Origin of the sequence: Trinickia sp. NRRL B-1857, assembly GCF_050470685.1 — a bacterium.
Classification (GTDB): domain Bacteria; phylum Pseudomonadota; class Gammaproteobacteria; order Burkholderiales; family Burkholderiaceae; genus Trinickia.
On record NZ_JBFLUK010000001.1, the window covers coordinates 2100818 to 2124676 of the forward strand.

A 23859-nucleotide genomic window follows, 5' to 3' on the forward strand; every position below is an offset into this window, starting at 1 on the left:
GGTCAATCGATAACGGAAAGGGGAGTGTGTGCGATGGAAGAACTCGCGTGGGAAGAGTGGCAAACGCTTTGTGAGATGATGAACGGATACATCAAGACGCAAGTGCTATCCACCGCGTGCGATCTCGGCGTCTTCGACGTCATCGAGCGAGGCGCCACGATCGAATCGCTCGCAAAGCGGCTCGAGATCGACGAGCATGGCTGCCGGGTGCTGCTGTTGGGCCTCAAGCAGCTCAAACTTGTGAGCGTCAGCGAAACCGGTGCCATCACGAATGCGCCGCTCACGCGTCGCTGCCTGCTGCGCAACGCGGAGCAGTCGATGGTGCCTTTCGTCCACCTGAACGATAAGATCCAACACCGCGCGTGCTTACATTTCACGCGGGCGCTGCGCGAAGGCCGCAACGCGGGTTTAGATGAGTTTCCCGGCGATTCGGCGACGCTCTACGGCCGCATGGCCACCGATCCCGCGCTCGAGCGCCTTTTCCACGAGGGGATGGGCGCCTATACGCGACTGTCTCCGCGCATGATGAAGGTGAGCGAGTTCGCCGACGTCTCGATGCTGCTCGACCTCGGTGGCGGCGACGGTACGAACGCGATTCGACTGTGCGAGCGCTATCCGTCCTTGATGGTGACCCTCGTCGATCTGCCTTCCGTGATCGAGAAGGCCCGCGCCAATATCGAGGCGAACGGCCTCACCGATCGCGTGACCTGCGTGGCCGTGGATATGTTCTCCGATCCTTGGCCCGGCGGCTGCGACGGTGTCATTTTCTCGCACGTGCTTGAAATCTTCTCGCCCGAGAAGATCCAGTTTCTTTACAAGAAGGCCCGCGCCTACCTCGAACGCGACGGACAGCTTTTCGTTTGGTCGTTGATGTGCGACGACGACGAAGCCGGCGGCTTGCAATCGGTGAAGTCCTCGCTCTACTTCGTCACCGTTGCAAGCGGCGAAGGCATGGCCTATCCCGTACGCGATCACATTCGTTGGCTGAACGACGCAGGCTTCAATACGGTAATGAAGTACGATGCGCGCGCGATCGATCATTGCGCGCTGGTCGCGCGATAAGGCCGCGGTCACGCTCCATCGAAACGAAGCGAGCGAGGCCGACCGCGCCTCGTTCGCCTAAGTCGAGCTGCCGGATAGCGGTATGCTCGAGTTCGCTTCGATTTTCCGCCGTTCCGCGCCCTCCCTCACCTTTCCTTGCGCCCTCCCCGCCGCAGCGGCGGACGAACGCCGGCTCGACGGTTCCTTGATGCGTTGAACGATCGTTCGACGCCAGCCCACTTATAATGCGTGCCGCGGGTTCCGCCACCGTCCAAGTCGCATATTTATAAAAAAGACGGGGCTCACGCCGTTCCGGCCCGCGAATAAAAAGTTACCTGAGAGCCACAATGACAAAGATTGACGTTTCCGCGAGGAGCGCCGGTTCCGCTTTATTGTTTTTGAGCTGCCTGGTCGCGACTGGTTCGGCGCAGGCCACAAAGCATAAGACGCTTCACGCCGACGCCGCCGTCGAATCGGCATCCTCAGTCTCCTTGCTGGTACCGGCCGACGCCAGCATCCCGAGCGACGTTTGGAACGATCCCCGTTGGCGGCAGGGTCCGCTGACCGCTCAGTTGGGCCATGTCGCCACGCTGATGGTGCCGGCGGGTTTTCGGTACCTGCCGCCGCTTCCGGCAAGACTTGACGACGATGCACCCGATGCCGGCGAGGCAAACGACGGATCGAGCGATCAATCGAACGACTCGCTGAGCGCCGTGATCGCCCCCGACGACGGCAGTTGGACTACGCGCATCGCGCTGGCATATACGGGGTACATCGATACCCGCGACATCGATTTGAATCCCGACGATCTGGCGCGAACGATGCAAATTCGGAGCAGCCCGTTCAATCCGTTGTCGCCCGCTTCCGAGCAAGCCGTACCCGACCTCGTCGAGATCAAATGGATTCGCGCGCCGCGATGGAACGGGACGAGACACGAACTCGACTGGCTATACGAGAACCAGACGACCGGAGTTCACGGCGTCGACAACACCTCGTTTCTCAATGCGGCGGTATTGGGCCGGCGTTACACCGTGGCGATCCAGACGGAACTCGACGGTGCCGACGGCAGGGGCCGCGCGGCGGCGATGCAAGGCACGTTCGATAAACTGGTCGACGGCGTTCGGATTCGCGAAGTCGAGCGCTACACCGCGTATCAATCCGGCGAACCGACCGCGAAGCTCAAGCTGACCGATTACATCACCGGGCCGGAGACGGAAGACGAGAAGGCATTCGAGAGCAAGATGGCTCGCGCCGTCGGCTTCGATTGGAGCGGGCTGGCTATGCGGCTACTACCGCTCTTGGCTTTGGCCGCGGTGATCTGGGGCAGAGCGCAGCGCAAGAAGCAAACGAAGGTCGACGGGCCGGCGATGTAGGTGGACGCGCTAGCGCGGTGGAATCAGTACGCTTGGGATCGTCTCTTCGTAGCAGGCGTTTGGCGGAGGTGCCCAACTTCGTTCGCAGCCGCCAAAATAGTCGCCACCCTATTCGACACGTTTTTCGTAACCACGAGACAGAGCACTGATTTTAGGGCGATTTTTCGTCGGAAAGATCGGCGCAAAAGCGCAAAAATAGTCGCCACGGCATTCGCCAAAGCGCACGACGCCTCCCTTGCCTACGACTGAGCCCGTCCATGACTTGCGGAAGCTTTACCTCGACCGGATTCAGTTCATGGTCTCCCCGCGCCGCGCCGTTCGACTGCCACTTGACGCTTGCCGATCCGATACCCGTCGATCCACTTGGCGTGCAAGAACGTGCCGGGAGCGTACCGACTATCCCGCTCCGAACTGAGATCTCCCTTGCGTCCGACCGTACGCCCCTCCTCGAACACCGTTGCTCCATCGTCCACATAGTAGTTCGGTGCTTTGTCGGCGATGTCGAACTCATGATTCGGAAAGACGTCGAGCAGGGACGCCCAATACTCCATGCGTTCGTGTCTAAGATGACGCGGCGTCAGCTCCAGCGTATCGGCCAAGATGTTGCGCTCATAGTCGAGACGCGCGGCATGGGGCCAATCCAGCGCGTCGCGCAGCACGTACCGGCGCAGCGCGACGAGCGCCGCCGCGGCTTCCGGATATCGACGGGCAAGTTGCCGCTCCACGAGGCGGTCGGCCCTAGCACGCCGCGGAGCATGCTCCGCGATCTCGAATGCAATGTGGAACGCCCGCTCGTAGCCGTCGCTTTCGAATCCGCTTTCATCGAACGCAGTCGTGACGCCCAGCTCGCGATGGTGGCCGCTCACCTTGGCAAGTCTGAATGCGCGGGCGAGCGGTTTCACATGTTGCGCGGTTAGCCGAGCCAGTTCGACATCCACCTGCCGCGCGTACGCAACGAGTTCGTCACGCGACATCTCCTCGATCGTCGATGCGACGCCTGGACGGAAGCCGGAAAACGCGTCGCGCCATCGGCGCTGGATCGGCGCACGAACGAGTGTTTGGAATAGCGTTTTCAGATTCACAATAAACATTTTGCAGTACTGAATAAGGTGAATCGATCGTCGTCAGACACGGCTCGATTCAGTCGATCATCTTGCGACTAGCCGCAACCGCTGGCGGAATCGGCGACGCGCTTCGCTCTTTGAAACGGCCGCCCTTCGGGCGACACGCGCATACCGTCCCGGAGAGCGGTCCATGGCAGCTCCGCCGGATCGGCAGCCATACGCCCATCCGATTTCGCGACCAATACGGCCTGCGCAATCGGTTCGAAATCGGCGCGGAAATGCACGGAACTCTTATTGACCAGGATCTTCATCTCCTCGGGAACGACGCCGGCAACGCGATAGAAGGCGCGGTCCATCATCTGCACCCGTGTAGACGTGACGACGACGCAGACGTCGTCTATTCGCAAGCATGCGGTCGGGCCGAGTTCGACGGTTGCGCCCTTCAGCATGGGACCGTCGCAATGGCAGCGCCCTGTCGACAACGACTCGACCACGAAGCGACCCACGAACGGATGACCGGATGTTGCCCCCAGCGTCAGCTCGACGCTTGCGCCGGCTCCCGCTTCATGGGCGATGCCCGCTGCCTGCGGGTCCCAAAAGAGACCGAGCGCCGCACGCTGCGCTCGATGGGCGACGAGTGCGTGAAGCAGCCCTGTCGAGTTCGACGCAGCGCCGGCGCCGGGGTTGTCTTGGGTATCCGCGATCACCACCGGGCGGCGTCCCTCCCTCGAAAGGCGCATGGCCTCGACGACCGCCTCGTCCGCACTCAGAAACTCGATCGACCAGTCGCTCTCGTTCGACACGAGCCGCTCATACAGGCCGTCGACAGCCTGCGACAATGGGTCGATGTCCGTGCCGTAGCCGAAGACCAGAGGGCCGCATTCCGGAAAATCGGCGGCGGGAAAGCCGGGAGTAAAAGAAAGCGAGGTCACGGCGCCACCCTCGAGGGTGTCCAACGCCGCGTAAAAGCCTCGCGACGGCTCCGCATGCGTGCACATCGCGTTGATCGGAATGAGGAACGGCACATGCCGAGCGTATTTCTTCCAGCGAGGCCCGGCATCGATACGCGAGCACAGCAGCTCGGCCGCGCGCCGTCCGGTCTTCGCCATATCGACGTGCGGATAGGTTCGATAAGCCACGAGTCCGTCGGATTGGTCCACCATGCACTGCGTGACGTTCGCGTGCAGGTCGAGCGACGCAACGACAGGCACGTTCGGGCCCACGATCGCACGGATGCGCCGCAGCAACTCACCCTCGCCGTCGTCGACGTGTTCCGCGACCATCGCGCCATGGAGATCAAGGTAGACGGCGTCGGGTTTGCCATCGCGAATGCCATCGAGGATTTCGCCCGCGATGCGTTCGTAGGCATCCTTGGTAACGCGCCCCGAAGGCGTGGCTCCGGCCCACAGTCCGGGGACGATCTCGTGGCCGGTGTCCTCGATCGCGGACAAAAAGCCGCCGAGCGGTATGTTCAGCGAACGCAATTCGTCAAACGTTTCGCCGCGGCGGATCGCTCCGACAGCCCGGTCGTTGAACGACGCGTAGCTTGCGGGGATATCGACGAACGTATTCGTCTCGTGCTGGAATCCGGCTGCGTAAATTCTCATAGTAGTTTCGCTCCGACCAGGGGCTTAACGGGCGTGTACAAGAGCAGTGCACCGAGGACAAGCAGTCCGGCGATCACAAATAGCCCTGTCTCGGTATGCCCCGTCAACGTCTTGACCCATCCGATCATCGTGGGACTCAAGAAGCCGCCGAACAGACCTAGCGTATTGATGAAGGCGATCCCGCCGGCCGCGGTCGGGCCGCTCAACATATCGTGCGGAATGGCCCAGAAAACGGAATAGGCGGCGAACATCGCACCGGTGGCGATCGTAATGGCGACGAACGCGATTCCAAATTGTTTGAGGTAGATCGTCGCCACCGCGAGTGTCGCGGCGCTGACGGCAGCGGCGACCGCGGCATGTCGATGGCGCTCCTTGTTTCGGTCGGAGCTGCGCGCCAGCGCATACATCGACACAGCCGCGGCAATATACGGAACCGCCGAATATAGGCCGATCTGGAGAACGCTTTGCAAGCCCGTCGCCTTGAGAATCGCCGGCAGCCAAAAGCCGATCGCGTAGAGCCCGCAGATCAGACAGAAATACGCCGCGGCGAGGCGGTAGATCGACGCATTGCACAGCACGGCAGGCAGCGAACGATAGGCGGAGCGTTCGGGGATTGCCGGCGCCGCAAGACCTTTCAGGCTCGCGCGTTCCTGGGCCGACAACCACGGGGCAGCGTCGGGCGAATCCTTGAGCCAAAAAAGCGCGACGATGCCGAGCAGCGCGGCAGGCACGCCCTCGAGGATGAATAGCCACTGCCAACCTGCGAGGCCGTGCGTGCCCGATAGCGATGTCATCACCCAACCGGATAGCGGTCCGGCCACGATGCCTCCGATCGGCGCCGCCGCCAGTACCAGCGCGACGGCACGGGCCATTCGCTCCTTGGGATACCAGTATGAAAGGTAGAAGATCATTCCCGGCGCGAATCCGGCTTCAAACACGCCCAGAAGAAAGCGCAACGCATAGAACGATGTCGTACTCGATACGAAGCACATCGAGGCCGAGGCGAGCCCCCATAGCATCATGATGCGAGCCAGTGTCTTGCGTGCGCCGATTCGTACGAGCAGTAGATTGCTCGGTATCTCGAATAGCACATAGCCAAGAAAGAAGATGCCGGCCCCGAGCCCATAGACGGCATCGCTCAATGCGAGGTCGCGCTGCATCTGCAATTTCGCGAACCCGATATTAATGCGATCGACATACGCCAATGCGTAACAGACCACGAGAAATCCGAGGACACGAGCATCTAATTTTCGGAATAATCCTGCGTGAGATAAAGGCAGACCTTTAATGTATACGTTGGTGTCGGTGGCCATTGAGCAATCTCGGAATGAATGTTTGTTTTTAGCGCTAAGATGTCAGCGAGGCTGACTTTACCCCGAAAACAGCGTACAAAGTACCGTCATCAGGCAACAGGGTGTGCACCAAATCCATCCTATCAATATTGAGAGGTTGACAAGAGATGACATGGATCAAATAAAGAAAAGCCAATTGAAATGCTTAGAAGCGGTCGTGACGACGGGGTCAATCAGAAAGGCGGCGGCAAAGCTCGATATTCAGCCATCGTATGTGAGCCGCCAAATCCAAATGCTCGAGCGCGAAACCGGTGCGATCCTTTTCGACCGGCAATCGGCGGGGGCGGTGCCCACCCCGGCGACCGCGCATCTGCTCGAGTACTACCGCATGTGGAACGCTCAACTGGAGCACTTGGAAAGTCAGCTCGGATCGTTGGAGGATCTCGGATCCGGTAGCGTCATCGTTGCGGCGAGCGAAGGCCTGATTCCGTCGTTGACGGATGAGGTTTTATGGGATTTCAACCGTCAATATCCGAATATTCGGTTGACGGTCCAAACGAAAGCCACCGTCGAGATCGTGCACGACGTTCAGAAAGGCATCGTTCATATAGGGATGGCGTATAGCCCGCCGGCGTCGGAGCATCTGCGCTTTCACGCTCATGCCAAACACCGCGTAGTGGCAGCCATGTGCCCGGAACATCCGCTGGCCAGAGAGACGGGGAATATCCCGTTCGGCCGGGCGATCGCCTATCCGTTTGCGACGATGCCCGCGATATATGGACTCGGCCGCTTGATCGAGGCAGTCGCCGCGGCTGAAAACCTGCGCTTCTCGCCCATCATGCAAGCGAATACGCTGGATCTGCTGACGCGCTTCGCGCTCGCCGGCCGAGGCGTCGCCATGGTGACCGACTATTCCGTCCGTCAGGAAGTCGCCGAGGGGCGCCTTGTCGCCCGAGTGATCGACCACCCGATGCTCGGCAACCAGTATGCAAAGGTTTTCGTCAATTCCGAGAGGATGCTGACGCGCGCGGCGAGCGAGCTATTGCATTGGATCGAGACGCGCATGTCGGTGTTCAATGTACCGATGGTTGCGGAATCCGTTTAGGGAAGTACGCATTAGTCCTTCGACGAGAGCTCCTCCCGCATTCAATGCTTAGGCTCTCGGCCTACCATGGTGAAGCTGCCCTGGGACCTGCCGAAGATCGTTTTAAATTTTCGAAGGGCGTTAGCAAGAAGTCGGTCTGCGTCGGAATAGTCGCTACTATACCGCCCCGATTTGGAATTGATCGTCCAGCCGGATGACGTCCGCCGCAGTTCGCCAGCGATGCGTGCTGGCTTGAAGCCAGTGAGGCAAGGATGACCCATCTTGTCAATCTCTTCGCCGACTAGCAGGCCACCATCGTGGGCTATTGCCCATATCCGATACGACTCCTCATCGTCCACCACCAGTCCGGGAAAAAGGTCTTCGAGCGGCTCGTCTATCGCTTCATAGAACGTCTGGACGGATGCGTTGACCCTAACGTCGCCATTTGCAAACTCTGATTCCTTCAGGTAGCGGGGAGCACGAAGTTCGCCGTACGTCTCGTTAAGGTGCTCGGAGATTCCGCTGCTTTCGGGTTTCAGTCGACGCAGAAACGAGCCGAAAAATGTCAGGTTGCTCCCGGCTACGGCGTCGGCAGCTTTGTTCTTTGCATAAATCTCGAGCACAGTGAGCACGACATCGGCCGCAGATTTGTTCTTTGAAAGTACCGCCGATACCGCGTGGCCCTGCGGGATATCGGTTGCGTCGATCAATACGGAAAATGCCGGGATGTCGCGATATGAAAAGTCGATGACCCACTGGAAGCGAGCGTACCCCGTCGTCAGGAATTTGCTTTTCTCGGTTTCTGCGAGTGCGAATTCTGCCTCGGTCAGTTCACACGCGTTCCCGTCAACGTCGCGATAGCATCTTTCCAACGGAGACTGCAAAAGCTCGCGCTTCAGGTCTGATATCTCCGCCAGCCGGACCTTGAATGTCAACTGGTTTTGAAGCGATGCAAACTCCGTAGCCTGCGCTGCTTCTGCCAAGCTTTTTACCTCTTCTTCGTAGACCTTCGTAATAAGTTTGGCAGTATTCACCGCATACGAAAGCGGCAAACGCACCTTCCTATCGGTGGCAACTATAAGGAAATTAGGGACTAGCACTTCGTGCGCCTCGGCCCAATTTCCGTCGTCATCTTTTCCCTGGAGTTCAAGCCCCCAACTCCCTACGAGACCAGCGGGGCAGCCTTCCGAGGGCAGCTCGATGTATGTGGCGCGCGCGAACGGCCCCAGCCGGTCGTCATGGATGTAAAACGCCTTTCCCGAAGGGGCAAGCTTGTATCCAAGAACGCAGACTGCATGGCCACCAATCTTCGTTAACAGACCGCCTGGAGCGACTGCGTAAACATCTGCCCCGAGAATCAGAGGTAATCCACTGTCGATGTACGACTTTACCGTCTCGGACAGTTCGTCCCAGCCAATGCGTGACAAGGACTCCGAGTGATGGCGTAGCCCGGACACATCGAGAGCGCGAAGGATCTGTTTATTAGAAAGTTCCTTGTTGGGGAAACTGTTGCTTGATCCCTCGATGAAATTAATCGCGTTGGTAGTAATCTCGCTACAAGACGGTATCTCGCGCACTGCTCGCCATTTGAGCGCCTGAAGCGTGGACCATATCGACGTGGTGGCGCAGGCCGAGACAACCTTGTCCTGTTCTTGGAACGCGATGGAATCCACATATAGATCAAGGCCAAACAAGTTCACCTTGTACGACCGGGACAACGAGTGTTTAAAAGTGTTACGACTTAATCCGTTATAACGTTTAAGACATGTTTTGCCAATGAACGTTTTTGGCAATGGCTTAACCACCATAAAGCCTAGATAATCGTTCTGCAATGATCGGCAAGCATCGACGCCCCCATCCGCAAGAAGCTGATCGAAGGTTCTATGATCAAGCTCGCGTGCGAAGAAATGCAGCCGCGCGCATTTAGGGCCCCGACTGTTGAACCGCCTTACGTAAAAACTCGAATAATCTTCATATAATCTTTGTCGATATACTCAAACTCAAGCAGCACCGATTTCGCCTTGAGATCGGAGAGATAACGAAATATATAATCAATCTGCTTCTTGCCAAAGATATCAGGAAAATCCGAACCAAAGCATTCTTTGACTAGATTGCTGAGCGTATATTTTGCGAACTGACAGACAAGAAAAGGTATCATTGCAAGAAAAAAAATAGCAGCCAATTGGCTGCTATTTTTTGAATAGATGTCTTATTAGAGGCTATACGTACGCGCCAATGTGTCCCCATCGACCGCACGGCGATCTGCCTGCTCTTCGTACCGTTTGTCGGCTGCTGACACACAAGCCCGAAGGTCCGCGATCTTTGCGTCGTCAACTACCGACGCCTTAGCGGCAGCGATAAGCTCAGCAACTGTCATCGTGGACTCTCCAAAAGAGTTAAGCAAGAGATCGCGTACAGCGCAATCCGAACCGAGCATAATGCCACTTCGCGGGCTAGAGCGCAAGCAGCTTTCGCTCTGCGACACTGACGTGCGAACGCTCCCGACGCCACACGTTACCATTAGCGGCTGCATCCGGCAAAACTTGAGAGCGGGGCAAGGCACTATGACGCAGCATTGGCTCACGCAAACTGATCAGACCCCCGATATAACGCTCTGTCATGGAGTTCCGCCTCAACGACGGCAGCCGTAATTCGCTGCGAACGCGGTGACGCGTCAAAGGAGGGCATGCGCAAGGGACTTTCCCGCGGCAGTGGGGAGCGTTCAGGACTCAACAACCACGACCAACGGTGAACGGTGCAGCCATTATTTACCTTTCAAAAGGTAACGCCTTCGACGCACAGCACTGAGAGAACGAAAAACTGTAAATAAGAAAAAAGCCCGTAACCACGGGGCTACAGGCTGGTTGTTTGCACCTTGGAAAAGTGACCTTCAGAACGGAATATCGTCATCCATATCGTCGAGCCCGCCGCCGCTGGCCGGTTGGCTCGGGCGGCTTGCACCACCGCCGCCGCCGCTACGCCCACCGCCACCGCCGCCGCCGCCCATCGAGCGACCGCCGCCGCGCGACTCCGAAGACTCGCGGCTGTAGCCCATGTCATCGCCGCCGCCCATGCCGCCACCGCCGCCCGCACCGCCGCGACCGCCAAGCATCTGCATCTGATCCGCAACGATTTCCGTCGAATAACGATCCTGTCCGTCCTGACCTTGCCACTTGCGCGTGCGCAAGCGACCTTCGATGTACACCGACGAGCCCTTCTTCAAATACTCACCGACGATCTCGGCCAAACGCCCAAAAAATGCAACGCGGTGCCACTCCGTGGCTTCCTTGAATTCACCCGATGCCTTGTCCTTGTAGCGATCCGTCGTCGCAAGCCGGATATTGGCGATGGCGTCCCCGCTCGGCAGGTAACGAATTTCGGGATCGGCGCCGAGATTGCCGACGAGGATGACCTTGTTTACGGATGCCATGTATCTCTCCAGTTAATCCATTTGCGCAGCCGCGCTCGCTCCCCGAGCACACGGCACGCGCCGCCGCGTGGCCGTCAAGCCTTACGCGGCGCCTTCATGTTGGCGGCGATTATAAGCCAGGCCAATACCAGCCCGGAGCAAGCGAAAAACACCGCGTTTTGCCCCACCGATTTCATCAGCCAACCGCCCACGACCCCTCCCAGGGCCAGGCCGATCGACTGCGTCGTGTTGTAGACGCCGGCCGCCGCGCCCTTGCGCGTACCCGGCGCCAACTTCGAGACGAGCGACGGTTGCGACGCCTCGAGAATGTTGAAGCCCAAAAAGTAAACGAACAAAATCGCCGCCACCGACAAGATCGTATGCGGCGCCGTTCCGAGCAGCAATTGGCCAATCAGGATAAGCGCGATCGCACCGCACAAGACCGGCTTCATCTTGCCCCGTTTCTCGGCCGCGATGATCGCGGGCACCATCATGACGAACGACAGGCCCATCACCGGCAAATAGACTTCCCAATGCGAGGCCACGGGCAAACCGCCCGCCACGAGAATGCGGGGCACGACCAAGAACAGCGCCGTCTGGGTCGCATGCAACACTAGCACCCCGAAATTCAAGCGCAGCAGTTCGACGTTGTGCAATACCTCGGCGAACGGCGCGCGCACATGAACGGGCTTGGCCGCATCGGGCACGATCCAGAGCACGACGCCGACCGCAATCAGCGACAGCACGCCCACAAGCGCGAACAGGCCGTTCATCCCCACCCATTGATAAACGATCGGCGCACCGACGATGGCGACGGCGAACGAGATGCCGATGCTGCCCCCCACCATGGCCATGGCCTTGGTGCGGTGTTCGTCGGCCGTCAGATCGGCGATGAAGGCAATGACTGCCGACGATACGGCGCCCATCCCTTGAATCACACGCCCCACGATGATCCAAGTCATGTCGTGCGCCATCGCCGCGACGAAGCTGCCAAGCGCGAAGATCACCAGCCCGGCGGCAATGACGGGCTTGCGTCCGAGCTTGTCCGACGCCCATCCGTAAAAGATATAGAGCAGGGACTGTGTCACGCCGTAAGCGCCGAGTGCGAGGCCCACAAGGAAGACGTTGTCGCCGCCCGGGATGGTCTTCGCGTACACCGAGAAGACCGGCATGATCATGAACAGGCCGAGCATGCGCAACGCGAAAATCCCGGCGAGCGATACCGTTGCGCGCATTTCGGGCGCACTCATACGCGAAGAAGTAACGGACGGATTGGACATCTGAGCGAGCAAGGGGAAACCGAAGCGGCGTCGTTGCTGTTTCCCACTCCCAAGCCGGTTCGCTCGGGCAGGTCTAGCGAACGTCACGAGCGCGGGGAGCTTTCAGCTTTCGTTTCCCCGGCACTGTAAGGATGCCGTAACGGCGGTCTGGAAAAGTCGTTATAGTAGCAGGTTTGGCCCCTCCCTCTTGCCAGGTTCATGGAACAGATTCGCATCCGTGGGGCGCGCACCCACAACCTGAAGAACGTCAATCTCGACCTGCCACGCCATCAACTGATCGTGATCACCGGCCTGTCCGGCTCCGGCAAGTCGTCGCTCGCGTTCGACACCCTCTATGCCGAGGGTCAGCGTCGATATGTGGAAAGCCTCTCGGCCTACGCGCGCCAGTTCCTGCAATTGATGGAGAAGCCCGACGTCGACCTGATCGAGGGCCTGTCGCCCGCGATCTCGATCGAGCAGAAAGCGACGTCTCACAATCCCCGCTCGACGGTGGGCACCGTCACCGAAATCCACGACTACCTGCGCCTGCTTTATGCACGGGTCGGCACGCCGTACTGCCCCGAGCACGAGATCGCGCTGGAGGCGCAAAGCGTCTCGCAGATGGTCGACACGGTGCTCGCCCTGCCCGAGGAAACGAAGCTCATGATCCTTGCGCCCGTCGTGGCGAACCGCAAGGGCGAGCACGCGGAATTGTTCGAGCAGATGCAGGCGCAAGGGTTCATCCGGTTCCGCATTCGCTCGGGCGGCGGCACCGCCAATGAGGGAACGGCGCAGATCTACGACATCGACTCGCTGCCCAAGCTCAAGAAGAACGACAAGCATTCGATCGACGTCGTCGTCGATCGCCTGAAGGTGCGGCCAGACATGAAGCAGCGCCTGGCCGAATCGTTCGAAACGGCCCTGCGTCTAGCCGACGGCCGTGCGATCGCGCTCGAAATGGATACCGATAGCGCGCACCTGTTCAGCTCGAAGTTCGCCTGCCCGATTTGTTCGTACTCGCTGCCGGAACTCGAGCCGCGGCTCTTTTCGTTCAACAATCCGATGGGCGCCTGTCCCGATTGCGACGGGCTCGGCCAGATCACGTTCTTCGATCCGAAACGCGTCGTGGCGCATCCGACGCTTTCGCTCGCCGCCGGCGCCGTCAAAGGCTGGGACCGCCGCAACCAGTTTTACTTCCAGATGCTGCAAAGCCTCGCAGCCTATTACGAATTCGACATCGATACGCCCTTCGAGGAGTTGCCCGAGAAGGTCCGCAAGCTGATTCTCTTCGGTTCGGGCAAGGAGCAGATCCCGTTCTCCTATATCAACGAGCGCGGCCGCGCGACGGTCAAGGAACACGTATTCGAAGGCATCATTCCGAATCTCGAACGCCGTTATCGCGAAACCGACTCGGCAGCCGTACGCGAAGAGCTCGCCAAATATCAGAACAATCAGGCCTGCCCGTCATGCGACGGCACGCGGCTGCGCCAAGAAGCGCGCTTCGTGCGCCTGGGCGCCGACGGCGACGCGCGTGCCATTTATGAAGTGAGCGGCTGGCCGCTGCGCGACACGCTCGGTTACTTCCAAACGCTCAAGCTCGATGGCGCCAAACGCGAGATCGGCGAGAAAGTCGTCAAGGAAATCGTCGCGCGGCTCATGTTCTTGAACAACGTCGGACTCGACTATCTATCGCTCGAGCGCAGCGCCGACACGCTCTCGGGCGGCGAAGCGCAACGCATCCGGCTCGCCTCGCAAATCGGCTCGGGCCTGACGGGCGTCATGTACGTGCTCGACGAACCGTCGATCGGTTTGCATCAGCGCGACAACGACCGCCTGATCGCCACGCTCAAGCATCTGCGCGATCTGGGCAACTCGGTGATCGTCGTCGAGCACGACGAAGACATGATCCGCATGGCCGATTACGTCGTCGACATGGGTCCCGGCGCGGGCGAGCACGGCGGCATGATCATCGCCGAGGGTACGCCCAAGCAGGTGCAGACCGACCCGGCCTCGCTCACGGGCCAATACCTGGCCGGAGCACTACGCATCGAATTTCCCGACGAGCGCAAAGAGCCCGACGAGCGGCGCCTGCGGATCGTCGAGGCGCACGGCAACAACTTGAAGCGCGTCACGCTCGATCTGCCGGTGGGGCTGCTCACCTGCGTGACGGGCGTGTCGGGGTCGGGCAAGTCGACGCTCATCAACGACACGCTCTACCATGCCGTCGCGCAGCATCTGTACGGCGCGTCGGCGGAGCCCGCACCCTACGAGCAGATCGAGGGGCTCGAGCATTTCGACAAGGTCATCAACGTCGATCAATCGCCGATCGGCCGCACGCCGCGCTCGAATCCGGCCACTTACACGGGCGTGTTCACGCCGATCCGCGAATTGTTCGCCGGCGTACCGTCGGCGAAAGAGCGCGGCTACGATCCGGGCCGTTTCTCGTTCAACGTGAAGGGCGGCCGCTGCGAAGCGTGTCAAGGCGACGGCGTGCTGAAGGTCGAGATGCACTTTCTGCCCGACGTATACGTCCCGTGCGACGTCTGTCACGGCAAGCGCTACAACCGCGAAACGCTGGACGTCCAGTACAAAGGCAAGAACATCAGCGAAGTACTCGACATGACGGTCGAGCATGCTTACGAGTTCTTCAGCGCCGTGCCCGTGATCTCGCGCAAACTGAAGACGCTGCTCGACGTCGGGCTCGGCTACATTCGGCTAGGTCAATCGGCCACGACGCTATCGGGCGGCGAGGCCCAGCGCGTGAAGCTCTCGCTCGAGCTATCCAAACGCGACACCGGCCGCACGCTGTACATCCTAGACGAGCCCACCACCGGTCTACACTTTCACGATATCGCGCTGCTGCTGGAAGTCATCCATCGGTTGCGAGATCATGGCAATACCGTCGTCATCATCGAGCATAATCTCGATGTGATCAAAACTGCGGACTGGGTCATCGATCTCGGTCCGGAAGGCGGCGCGGGCGGTGGGCAGATCATCGCCCAGGGCACGCCCGAGCTGATCGCGAAAGCGAAGGCGAGCTTTACTGGGCGCTATCTCGCACCGCTGCTCGAGCGCCGCTGATCGCGGCGAGCGTTGGCGGCCCGGCACGACGATGCCGCGCCGCCCGATACCGGTAGGACAGTTGGAGACTTAAAACATCATGGCTAAGCGCAACGAGGCCCCCGAAGACGCCCGCATCCGCGAGCTCGGCGGTCGTCCCGTACGGCTCACGAGCGACATGAGCTTGCCGAAGCTGTCCGCCGTGGAAATCGGCAGCTATGCCCTCGCCCTGTTCGGCATGTGGGTCGTGCTGCACTTCAAGCTGCTCGGCGCGCTGCTGGGCGGCATGCTCGTCTATCAGCTCGTCCATACGCTCGCGCCCGGTATCGAACGCCACATGTCGGGGCAGCGCGCGCGCTGGGTCGCCGTCGTCGTCATCGCGGCCGTCGTAGTGGGCGGCCTCGCGGGTCTCGCGATCGGCATCGTCGAGCACTTCGAGCACACGGTGCCGAACATTCAGAATCTGCTGTCGCAGGTCATGCAGATCATCGATCAGGCGCGCCTACGCTTACCCGAGTGGCTCTCGGCGATGCTGCCCGGCGACGTTTCCCAAATGAAGCAAAAGGCCGGCATGCTCGTGCAGACGCACATGAGCCAATTGCAGCAAGGCGGCAAGAATGTCGCGCGCGGCTTCGGGCATGTTCTGTTCGGCATGATCATCGGCGCGATGATCGCTATCACGAGCGAGCGGCACATCCAGCGCCTGCCGCTTTCGACCGCCCTTGCCTCGCGCGCCACGCGCTTCGCCGACGCATTCCGCCGCATCGTCTTCGCGCAGGTCAAGATCTCGACGATCAATGCGGTGTTCACCGCGCTGTATCTGCTCATCGCGCTGCCGCTCTTTCATCAGCGGCTGCCGCTATCGAAGACCCTCGTTCTCGTCACCTTCATCGCCGGCCTGCTGCCGGTGATCGGCAACTTGATCTCCAACACGCTGATCCTGGCCGTCTCGCTCGCGGTGAGCCTGCCGACGGCCATTTCTTCCCTGGTGTTTCTCGTATTGATTCACAAGTTCGAGTATTTCTTGAACGCGCGAATCGTGGGAGGGCAAATCGAGGCACGCGCATGGGAGCTTTTGCTCGCCATGCTCATCATGGAGGCGGTGGCCGGCGTGCCGGGGCTCATCGCCGCGCCGATCTTCTACGCCTACATCAAGCGCGAGCTGATTTACTTGCGCCTGATCTAGCTTCGGCGCCGGCCGCTAAGCCGGCGCCGCGGCCGTCAACGGAAGACGACCGTCTTCGTTCCGTTCAGCACGATCCGATGCTCGACATGCCACTTCACGGCACGTGCGAGCGTCACGCATTCCACATCGCGGCCGATTGCCGTCAGTTGATCGGGCGTCATGCTGTGATCGACCCGCTCCACTTCCTGCTCGATGATCGGACCTTCGTCGAGGTCGGTCGTCACGTAATGCGCCGTCGCGCCGATCAGCTTCACGCCGCGGTCGAACGCCTGGTAGTAGGGTTTCGCGCCCTTGAAGCTCGGCAGGAACGAGTGATGAATGTTGATCGCCCGTCCCGTCAGGTGCTCGCACAGGTTCGGGGACAAGATCTGCATATAGCGCGCGAGCACGACGAGATCGGCACCGTGCTGATCGATCACCTCGAGCACGCGCGCTTCTTGCGCGGCCTTCGCTGCGCCCGTCGATTCCGTCAACGGAAAATGATGGAACGGGATGTCGTAGCTTGCCGCCAGTTGATAGAAATCCTTGTGGTTCGAGATGATCGCGGGGATTTCGATCGGCAACTGACCGGTCCGATAGCGGAACAGCAAATCGTTCAAGCAATGGCCGATTTTCGAGACCATGATGACGACCTTCGGCTTGAGCGCGGCATCGTGAATCTCGCAGCGCATCGAGAACTCGTCCGCAAGCGGGGCAAACGCTGCGCGCAACGCCTCGAGGCCCGGATCGCCGCCCACTTGCTGGAAATGCACACGCATGAAGAACTCACCCGTGTGACTGTCGCCGAATTGGGCCGAATCGAGAATATTGGCGCCGCGCTCGAAGAGAAATCCCGAGACGGCGTGGACGATGCCGGGCCGATCGGGGCACGACAGTTTCAAAATGAAGCTGTGTTGGGTCGACATATGACCTCTGAACTCCTGTGATTGATTCGCGCCGGGCCGCTTCACAGCGTCACCGGCGGCGCGGCGAAAAGCGATTCGATGCCGGCGCAGGCGTCGTCGTCGATCCAGCGATGGCGCAGCATGCAATCGAGCGTCGCCAAGCTCGCGTCGACGGTCATCTGACCGTCCTCGATCCAGCGCGCGACTTCGTCGATCCGCGCAAGCCGGTGCTCCCCCACTTCGCCGTCCTGGTTGCGCGGCGAAAAGTCGTCGGGCAGCGGCAAGTCGTAGACGAAAACCTGTTCGGCCTGGGTGCCCTCGGGCAGCGATTGCAGCACGTGCACGACGCGCCCCGGCACTGCCTGCACGGCGAGCGACGCCTCGATGCCGGCTTCTTCCCAGCATTCCTTGACGATCGTCTCTTCGATCGAAAACCCCCAGCCGATACCGCCGGCCACGACGTTATCGAGCATACCCGGGTCGGTCGCCTTCGTCTCGCTACGGCGAGCGATCCAAAGCGCAGGCGCGCGATCGGCATATTTTACGATGCCGTTCAAATGCACCGCGTAAGTCATCGTGCCGAAAAAACGCGCAGCCGCGCGCTCGATGAAGGCGAGCGGTTCGCCGTCGAACGCGTTTCGGATCGCATAGGTCTCGTCGCGCCATCCGCGGATACGCCCCTGCCCCGCCAACGCGCCGATCACCGTTGCCAGCGCGGCCGAGCGGCTATTCGCGTCGATATCGAAACGCGGGGCGAGCACGATGCGGGCCGGATCGATCTCGAACACGTCCGGCCATTGCGCGAGCAACGGCACGTCGCTTTCGCGGATCCAGCCCACCTGCTCGGCGGACATGAACAAAGGCCGGTGCGCGCTCGGCTCGAAACGGCGCGCACGGGCGATGCACGTCAAACTCATGAAGCTCCTCGAACGATCGTGACGATTTGACGGCTCAATCGCGCAGCGCGACGCGCAAGCCGAGCGCGATGAAGGTGGCCCCCGCCAGCCGGTCCAGCCACACGCCGGCGCGCGGCCGACGCTTGAGCCACCCGCCGAGCGTGCCCGCGAAGACGCCGAACAGCGAGAAGATCGCGAGCGTTTGCAGCATGAAGATCAGGCCCAGTTCGACCATCTGCACGCCCACGCGCTGCGAGCCGCTCGGATCGACGAACTGCGGCAGGAAGACGACGAAAAACAACGTCACCTTCGGATTCATCATGTTGCCGATCACGCTTTGGCGAAATACGGACGTGAGCGGCTGCGGCGGCCGGTCGTGCGCGCTGGCCAACCCGCGACTCGTCAAGGCCTTGATGCCGATCCAGATCAGGTAAAGGCCACCGGCAATCTTGACGATTTCGAACGCCAGCGGCGACGAGCGAAGCAGCGCCGCCACGCCCAATGCCGCGAGCGTCGTGTGAAACGTCAAGCCCGCGGCAAAACCGAGCGCCGCCACAAGGCCCGCAGCGCGTCCCTGCGAGATGCCGCGCGCGAGCACTTGCAAATTGTCGGGGCCGGGCGCGGCCGTGACCGCGATCGAGGCGGCGAGGAACAGCGGAAGATTCGGCATCGTTTTCGCTCAGAAAAAGACCAGCATGCAAGACGGGCGGCAATTACGCGACAGCAGCACGGCATCGGCGCGCACCGCCCCCCCCGGGAAATCAGTGACCGGAGAACTGCGTGACCGCATAAAGCGGCAGGCCGCTTTCGCGCAATAGTTTCGACCCGCCCAAATCGGGCAAGTCGACGATCGCCGCACCTTCGACCACGACGGCACCGAGCCGCTCGAGCAGCTTCTTGCCCGCCATCATCGTGCCGCCGGTCGCGATCAAGTCGTCGACGATGACGACACGCTCGCCCGGGCCGCACGCATCTTCATGGATCTCCACGGTGGCGGTGCCGTATTCGAGCGAATAGGATTCGGAGACGGTCTTGTACGGCAGCTTGCCGATCTTGCGGATCGGGATAAAGCCGATGTTCAACTCGTAAGCGACGATCGGCGCGATGATGAAGCCGCGGGCATCGAGCCCGGCTACGTAGTCGAGCTTAGCTTCGACATAGCGCTCGATGAAAAGATCGATCAAGACGCGCAAGGTCTTGGGCCGCTGCAAGAGCGGCGTGATATCGCGAAACTGCACACCGGGCAGCGGCCAATCGGGAACCGTACGAATCTGGCTCTTGATGAACGCGGCGGCATCGAACGGCGCATCCGCGGGCGCATGGGACATGAAATTCTCCGGGTTCGCCCGCACCGGGGCGAGCAAGTGGTGTTAGAGGTAAGTCGGGTGAACGGCGCGCCGTCTCAGGAGGCCGAAGCGCCGGCGCGGCGGTTGCGCAGCAACCGCTCCTCGGCCAACGACAGCGCTTCGGGCAGCCCGCGCAAGACGAGGATGTCGGCTTCGCGCAGCTTCGTCTCCGGGCCGGGTTCGACGCCGCGAATCCCGTGCCGCCGAATCGCCGTAACCTGCACGCCCATCGAGGCCAGCCCGAGTTCGTCGAGGCTACGGCCGACGGCGTCGGCATTGCCGTCGACAGCCACCGATTGTAGCCGCACCTGGTCGTGTCCGTCGTCGTCGCCCGGATCGTCGGCACCGTGGAAGTAGCCGCGCAATAGGCTATAGCGCGCATCGCGCAGCTCCTCGACGCGCCGCACGACGCGCCGCATGGGCACGCCCATCAAGACCAGCGTATGCGACGCGAGCATCAAGCTGCCCTCGACGATCTCGGGAATGACCTCCGCCGCGCCCGCCGCGAGCAGTTTTTCCAAATCGGCGTCGTCGACCGTCCGCACGATGACGGGCAACGCCGGCTCCAGTTCATGGACGTGGTGCAGTACGCGCAGCGCCGAGGGCGTGTTCGCGTAGGTCACGGCCACCGCCGCGGCGCGATGGATACCCGCCGATACGAGCGATTCGCGCCGCGCCGCGTCGCCGAAGACGACCGATTCGCCGGCTGCGGCCGCCGCATTGACGCGATCGGGATCCAAATCGAGCGCGACGTAGGGCAGCCCTTCGTGTTCGAGCATACGCGCAAGGTTTTGCCCGGCGCGGCCGTAGCCGCAGATGATGACGTGCGCGTTTTGCCGCAGGCTTTGGGTCGCGATTCGCGTCATCTGCAACGACTGCTGCATCCATTCCGTCGACGACAGCCGCAAGACGATGCGGTCCGCATTCTGAATCATGAACGGCGCGGCGAGCATCGAGAGCAGCATAGCCGCAAGAATCGCCTGCAACATCGCGGCGCTCACGAGGTGCTTGTCGAGAATCAGATTGAGCAGCACGAAGCCGAACTCGCCGGCTTGCGCAAGCCCGATACCCGTACGCATGGCCACCCCGGGCGTCGCGCCGAACAAGCGCGCGAGCCCGGTGATCATGACGATCTTCAGCAATACCGGCGCAATCAGGAAAGCGAGCACGAGCAGCGGATGGGCGATGAGCACGCGCGGATCGAGCAGCATGCCGGTCGTCACGAAGAACAAGCCGAGCAGCACGTCGCGAAACGGCTTGATGTCCTCTTCCACCTGGTGACGATACGGCGTCTCGGCGATCAGCATACCGGCGATGAACGCGCCGAGCGCGAGCGAGAGCCCGAATTTGTCGGTGATAAACGCGGCGCCGAGCGTGACGAGCAGAAGATTGAGCACGAAAAGCTCTTGCGAGCGCCGCCGCGCGACGACGTTGAACCAACGCGTCATGAAACGCTGCCCCATGAATAGCAGCAGCGATAGCGCGACCACGATCTTGAGCGCCGCGATACCGAGCGTCATCGGCAGATCGTGCGTCTCCCCCCCCAGCGCGGCGATGACGATCAAAAGCGGCACGACGGCCAGATCCTGGAACAGCAGCACGCCGAAGATGTTGCGCCCGTGTTCCGTTTCGATCTCGAGCCGCTCCGAGAGCATTTTGCTGACGATCGCCGTCGAGGACATCGCGAGCGCGCCGCCCAGCGCGATGCTGCCTTGCCAGCTCACGTGCACCCAGCGTTCGAGCAGCAGGCCGACGAGCACGGCCACGCCCACGGTGCCGATCACTTGCAGCAGCCCGAGCCCGAAGACGAGCCTGCGCATCGCACGCAGTTTGGCGAGCGAAAACTCCAGCCCGATCGAGAACATGAGGAAGACGACGCCGAACTCGGCCAAGTTCTGCGCCCGCTCCGAATCGGGGGCCAAGCCGAGCGCATGCGGCCCGACGACGATGCCCACAGTCAAATAACCGAGCATCGGCGGCAAGTTCAACGAGCGGAACAGCACGACGCCCACCACTGACGCGAGCAGCAGGAAAAGCGTCATCTCGAGCGGAGAAATCACGGGTTCAGCGTCCTCGTTCGTCAGCGGAACGCACGTCACGCGCTCAAAGCGCGCCGCGCATTCGATGTTTTGAGCCTGAAAGCGGCTGGGGCCCAAGGGCGGCCCGGCGCGGCGAACAACGCCTTTGCTATACTCCGGCGAATGATAGCGAAAATCAATGGCGACCGGGCATTGGCGCTCGCCCGGGAAGTCCTCGACATCGAAGCCGACGCGGTTCGCGGGCTTCGCGACCAAGTCGACGAGCGCTTTGTCGCAGCCGTCGACTTTCTTTTGAGTTGCCGCGGTCGAGTCGTCGTATCCGGCATCGGCAAATCCGGCCACATCGCCCGCAAGCTAGCCGCGACTCTGGCCAGCACCGGCACGCCTGCCTTCTTCGTGCACCCCGCGGAAGCGAGCCACGGCGATCTCGGCATGGTGACGCAAGACGACGTCTTCATTGCCCTCTCGAATTCCGGCGAATCGGAAGAGCTCATCGCGATCTTGCCGCTCGTCAAGCGCTTGGGCGCAAAGCTGATCGCGATGACAGGGCGCCCGCAATCGACGCTGGCCAAGCTGTCGGACGTGCACTTGAACGCCGCCGTGCCGAAGGAAGCATGTCCGCTCGATCTCGCCCCCACGGCGAGCACGACGGCCGCGCTCGCGCTCGGCGACGCGCTCGCGATGGCCGTGCTCGACGCGCGGGGCTTCGGCGCGGACGATTTCGCACGCTCGCATCCGGGCGGTGCGCTCGGGCGCCGGCTGCTCACGTACGTACGCGACGTCATGCGCACGGGCGATCAACTGCCCAAGGTCGACGCGCGCGCGACGGTCCGCGATGCCCTGTTTCAACTGACGGCCAAGCGCATGGGCATGACGGCGATCGTCGATGAAGGCGGCCGCGTGGCGGGCATTTTCACCGACGGCGATCTGCGCCGCGTACTCGAGCGCACAGGCGACTTCCGCGATCTGCCGATCGCCGACGTCATGACGCGCGCCCCGCGCACGATCGGCCCCGATCATCTCGCGGTCGAAGCGGTCGAGTCGATGGAACGCCATCGCATCAACCAAATACTCGTCGTCGATGCCGACGGCTTGCTCATCGGTGCGCTGAACATGCACGACCTGTTCTCGAAGAAGGTGATTTGATGGCCGCGGCTCTCACGGCAAGCGAACGCGCGAGTCGCGTCAAGCTGATGATTTTCGACGTCGACGGCGTGTTGACGGACGGCAGCCTGATGTTCACGGCGCAGGGCGACCACATGAAGTCGTTCAACTCGATGGACGGCCATGGACTGAAGCTGCTCGGCAAAGCCGGGATTCAGACGGCGATCATCACGGGCCGCCGCTCGGACATCGTACTGGCACGCGCGCAGGAACTGGGCATCTCGCATATCTATCAGGGCGCCGCCAACAAGGTCGACGCCTTTGCGCAATTGATGCGCGAGACGCAGGTCACGGCCGAGCAATGCGGCTACATGGGCGACGACTGGCCCGATCTCGGCGTGCTCACGCGCTGCGGGTTCGCGGCGGCCCCGGCCAATGCACACCCCGACGTGATCGCCCGCGCGCATTGGGTTTCGGAAGCTCGCGGCGGACAAGGTGCGGCGCGGGAAGTGTGCGACGCGATCCTACGGGCTCAGCACCGCTACGAAGCGCTGCTCGCGGCCGCCTGCGCGGCGAGTGGCGCATGAACAGCTCGCGCCTCACGTCGCTCTTCTCCTTGATCGCGCTGGCCGCGCTCGCGGGCGGCACGTATTGGCTGCTGCAAGCCACTCGGCCGCCGGCGGCCGACGACACGCAAAGCGCGAAGACGCACACGCCCGATTATTTTGCCGATAACTTCTCCGTTTCCGAACTCGATCAGTCGGGCACCACGCAATACCGGTTGATGGCCACCAAGATGGTGCATTACGAGGACGACGAGAACAGCGATCTGACGCTGCCCGCGATCCGTGCATTCCAGCCGGGCAAGCCGATCGTGACGGCAACGGGTCAGCGCGGCACGGTCAACGGCGACGCCTCGATCGTCGATTTGTACGATAACGCTCGCATCGTGCGCGCGGCGGGCGCGGGCGATCCTGAAATGCAGGCGGATTCGTCTCACTTTCGCGTGTTCGTGAACGACGATGTGATCGAGTCGAAAAACCCGGTTAAACTTCGGCGCGGCCTGTCCATCGCGACGGCAAATGCCATGAACTACAACAATGTCACCCGCGTGATGCAGCTTTTCGGCAAAGTCCGGGGCAACATCGCGGCTTCCGACGCATCGGGCACCGGAAATTCCGGCGCCGGCGCGAAGTAATCGGGTCCCATCCTTTC

Annotated in this window: 19 protein-coding genes; 8 read left to right on the forward strand and 11 right to left on the reverse strand. The window is 61.4% G+C overall.

Annotated features, from left to right (window positions below; all coding sequences use genetic code 11):
* Window positions 1–33 precede the first annotated feature (33 nt).
* Complete coding sequence (locus AB1286_RS09305) at window positions 34–1062, forward strand: methyltransferase (RefSeq protein ID WP_430363005.1); 1029 nt, start codon at window positions 34–36, stop codon at window positions 1060–1062.
* Between the two features lie 326 nt (window positions 1063–1388).
* On the forward strand, window positions 1389–2414 hold the full coding sequence (locus AB1286_RS09310; protein WP_430363006.1) for a DUF2167 domain-containing protein: 1026 nt from the start codon (window positions 1389–1391) through the stop codon (window positions 2412–2414).
* Window positions 2415–2707: 293 nt separating this feature from the next.
* On the opposite strand, the gene AB1286_RS09315 is transcribed toward AB1286_RS09310, so the two are convergent.
* From AB1286_RS09315 to AB1286_RS09325, 3 genes are all read right to left on the reverse strand, one after another.
* A complete protein-coding gene (locus AB1286_RS09315; protein ID WP_430363007.1) occupies window positions 2708–3505 on the reverse strand; it encodes a hypothetical protein in 798 nt (265 codons plus the stop codon).
* Between the two features lie 68 nt (window positions 3506–3573).
* Window positions 3574–5085 (reverse strand): M81 family metallopeptidase, encoded by a 1512-nt coding sequence (locus AB1286_RS09320; RefSeq protein WP_430363008.1) that lies wholly within the window; start codon window positions 5083–5085, stop codon window positions 3574–3576.
* On the reverse strand, window positions 5082–6398 hold the full coding sequence (locus AB1286_RS09325; protein WP_430363009.1) for an MFS transporter: 1317 nt from the start codon (window positions 6396–6398) through the stop codon (window positions 5082–5084). Before AB1286_RS09325 ends, AB1286_RS09320 begins: the two co-directional genes overlap by 4 nt.
* Before the next feature lie 151 nt (window positions 6399–6549).
* Here AB1286_RS09325 and AB1286_RS09330 point away from each other — a divergent pair, with 151 nt between their 5' ends.
* On the forward strand, window positions 6550–7482 hold the full coding sequence (locus AB1286_RS09330) for a LysR family transcriptional regulator (RefSeq protein ID WP_430363010.1): 933 nt from the start codon (window positions 6550–6552) through the stop codon (window positions 7480–7482).
* A gap of 41 nt (window positions 7483–7523) precedes the next feature.
* On the opposite strand, the gene AB1286_RS09335 is transcribed toward AB1286_RS09330, so the two are convergent.
* The 3 genes from AB1286_RS09335 to AB1286_RS09345 all read right to left on the reverse strand — a co-directional run bounded on the left by AB1286_RS09335 (window position 7524) and on the right by AB1286_RS09345 (window position 12150).
* Window positions 7524–9155 (reverse strand): hypothetical protein, encoded by a 1632-nt coding sequence (locus AB1286_RS09335; protein WP_430363011.1) that lies wholly within the window; start codon window positions 9153–9155, stop codon window positions 7524–7526.
* Between the two features lie 1196 nt (window positions 9156–10351).
* A complete protein-coding gene (locus AB1286_RS09340) occupies window positions 10352–10891 on the reverse strand; it encodes a single-stranded DNA-binding protein (RefSeq protein ID WP_430363012.1) in 540 nt (179 codons plus the stop codon).
* 74 nt (window positions 10892–10965) lie between these two features.
* Window positions 10966–12150, reverse strand: a complete 1185-nt coding sequence (locus tag AB1286_RS09345) for an MFS transporter (RefSeq protein ID WP_430363013.1) — start codon at window positions 12148–12150, stop codon at window positions 10966–10968.
* Window positions 12151–12348: 198 nt separating this feature from the next.
* On the opposite strand from AB1286_RS09345, the gene uvrA reads away from it, so the two are divergent.
* Complete coding sequence (gene uvrA, locus AB1286_RS09350; protein ID WP_430363014.1) at window positions 12349–15210, forward strand: excinuclease ABC subunit UvrA; 2862 nt, start codon at window positions 12349–12351, stop codon at window positions 15208–15210.
* A gap of 79 nt (window positions 15211–15289) precedes the next feature.
* Window positions 15290–16375 carry an AI-2E family transporter gene (locus tag AB1286_RS09355; RefSeq protein ID WP_430363015.1) on the forward strand — a complete coding sequence of 362 codons (1086 nt, stop codon included), beginning with the start codon at window positions 15290–15292 and terminating at the stop codon, window positions 16373–16375.
* 35 nt (window positions 16376–16410) lie between these two features.
* Here the strand turns inward: AB1286_RS09355 and purU are convergent, their stop codons facing one another.
* The 5 genes from purU to AB1286_RS09380 all read right to left on the reverse strand — a co-directional run bounded on the left by purU (window position 16411) and on the right by AB1286_RS09380 (window position 21561).
* Window positions 16411–17280 (reverse strand): formyltetrahydrofolate deformylase, encoded by an 870-nt coding sequence (purU, locus tag AB1286_RS09360; RefSeq protein WP_430363016.1) that lies wholly within the window; start codon window positions 17278–17280, stop codon window positions 16411–16413.
* Between the two features lie 41 nt (window positions 17281–17321).
* The gene (locus AB1286_RS09365; RefSeq protein ID WP_430363017.1) at window positions 17322–18176 is read right to left on the reverse strand and encodes a DUF4743 domain-containing protein; all 855 of its coding nucleotides are present in this window, start codon (window positions 18174–18176) and stop codon (window positions 17322–17324) included.
* A 34-nt stretch (window positions 18177–18210) separates the two neighbouring features.
* Complete coding sequence (locus tag AB1286_RS09370) at window positions 18211–18825, reverse strand: LysE family translocator (RefSeq protein ID WP_430363018.1); 615 nt, start codon at window positions 18823–18825, stop codon at window positions 18211–18213.
* Between the two features lie 91 nt (window positions 18826–18916).
* A complete protein-coding gene (locus AB1286_RS09375; RefSeq protein ID WP_430363019.1) occupies window positions 18917–19483 on the reverse strand; it encodes an adenine phosphoribosyltransferase in 567 nt (188 codons plus the stop codon).
* Between the two features lie 74 nt (window positions 19484–19557).
* On the reverse strand, window positions 19558–21561 hold the full coding sequence (locus AB1286_RS09380; RefSeq protein WP_430363020.1) for a cation:proton antiporter: 2004 nt from the start codon (window positions 21559–21561) through the stop codon (window positions 19558–19560).
* A gap of 141 nt (window positions 21562–21702) precedes the next feature.
* Between AB1286_RS09380 and kdsD the strand changes: the two genes are divergently transcribed.
* From kdsD to lptC, 3 genes are read left to right on the forward strand one after another with little or no spacing between them, the layout of a single operon-like run.
* Window positions 21703–22686 carry an arabinose 5-phosphate isomerase KdsD gene (gene kdsD / locus AB1286_RS09385; RefSeq protein ID WP_430363021.1) on the forward strand — a complete coding sequence of 328 codons (984 nt, stop codon included), beginning with the start codon at window positions 21703–21705 and terminating at the stop codon, window positions 22684–22686.
* Window positions 22686–23231 carry a KdsC family phosphatase gene (locus AB1286_RS09390; protein WP_430363022.1) on the forward strand — a complete coding sequence of 182 codons (546 nt, stop codon included), beginning with the start codon at window positions 22686–22688 and terminating at the stop codon, window positions 23229–23231. Before kdsD ends, AB1286_RS09390 begins: the two co-directional genes overlap by 1 nt.
* Window positions 23228–23842 (forward strand): LPS export ABC transporter periplasmic protein LptC, encoded by a 615-nt coding sequence (gene lptC / locus AB1286_RS09395; protein WP_430363023.1) that lies wholly within the window; start codon window positions 23228–23230, stop codon window positions 23840–23842. Before AB1286_RS09390 ends, lptC begins: the two co-directional genes overlap by 4 nt.
* Window positions 23843–23859: the final 17 nt, after the last annotated feature.

Bases quoted from the DNA above. Each gene is read 5' to 3' on its own strand.
- AB1286_RS09305 (WP_430363005.1), top strand. From the start codon at position 34: ATGGAAGAACTCGCGTGGGAAGAGTGGCAAACGCTTTGTGAGATGATG.
- AB1286_RS09310 (WP_430363006.1), top strand. From the start codon at position 1,389: ATGACAAAGATTGACGTTTCCGCGAGGAGCGCCGGTTCCGCTTTATTG.
- AB1286_RS09315 (WP_430363007.1), bottom strand. From the start codon at position 3,505: ATGTTTATTGTGAATCTGAAAACGCTATTCCAAACACTCGTTCGTGCG.
- AB1286_RS09320 (WP_430363008.1), bottom strand. From the start codon at position 5,085: ATGAGAATTTACGCAGCCGGATTCCAGCACGAGACGAATACGTTCGTC.
- AB1286_RS09325 (WP_430363009.1), bottom strand. From the start codon at position 6,398: ATGGCCACCGACACCAACGTATACATTAAAGGTCTGCCTTTATCTCAC.
- AB1286_RS09330 (WP_430363010.1), top strand. From the start codon at position 6,550: ATGGATCAAATAAAGAAAAGCCAATTGAAATGCTTAGAAGCGGTCGTG.
- AB1286_RS09340 (WP_430363012.1), bottom strand. From the start codon at position 10,891: ATGGCATCCGTAAACAAGGTCATCCTCGTCGGCAATCTCGGCGCCGAT.
- AB1286_RS09345 (WP_430363013.1), bottom strand. From the start codon at position 12,150: ATGTCCAATCCGTCCGTTACTTCTTCGCGTATGAGTGCGCCCGAAATG.
- uvrA (WP_430363014.1), top strand. From the start codon at position 12,349: ATGGAACAGATTCGCATCCGTGGGGCGCGCACCCACAACCTGAAGAAC.
- AB1286_RS09355 (WP_430363015.1), top strand. From the start codon at position 15,290: ATGGCTAAGCGCAACGAGGCCCCCGAAGACGCCCGCATCCGCGAGCTC.
- purU (WP_430363016.1), bottom strand. From the start codon at position 17,280: ATGTCGACCCAACACAGCTTCATTTTGAAACTGTCGTGCCCCGATCGG.
- AB1286_RS09365 (WP_430363017.1), bottom strand. From the start codon at position 18,176: ATGAGTTTGACGTGCATCGCCCGTGCGCGCCGTTTCGAGCCGAGCGCG.
- AB1286_RS09370 (WP_430363018.1), bottom strand. From the start codon at position 18,825: ATGCCGAATCTTCCGCTGTTCCTCGCCGCCTCGATCGCGGTCACGGCC.
- AB1286_RS09375 (WP_430363019.1), bottom strand. From the start codon at position 19,483: ATGTCCCATGCGCCCGCGGATGCGCCGTTCGATGCCGCCGCGTTCATC.
- kdsD (WP_430363021.1), top strand. From the start codon at position 21,703: ATGATAGCGAAAATCAATGGCGACCGGGCATTGGCGCTCGCCCGGGAA.
- AB1286_RS09390 (WP_430363022.1), top strand. From the start codon at position 22,686: ATGGCCGCGGCTCTCACGGCAAGCGAACGCGCGAGTCGCGTCAAGCTG.
- lptC (WP_430363023.1), top strand. From the start codon at position 23,228: ATGAACAGCTCGCGCCTCACGTCGCTCTTCTCCTTGATCGCGCTGGCC.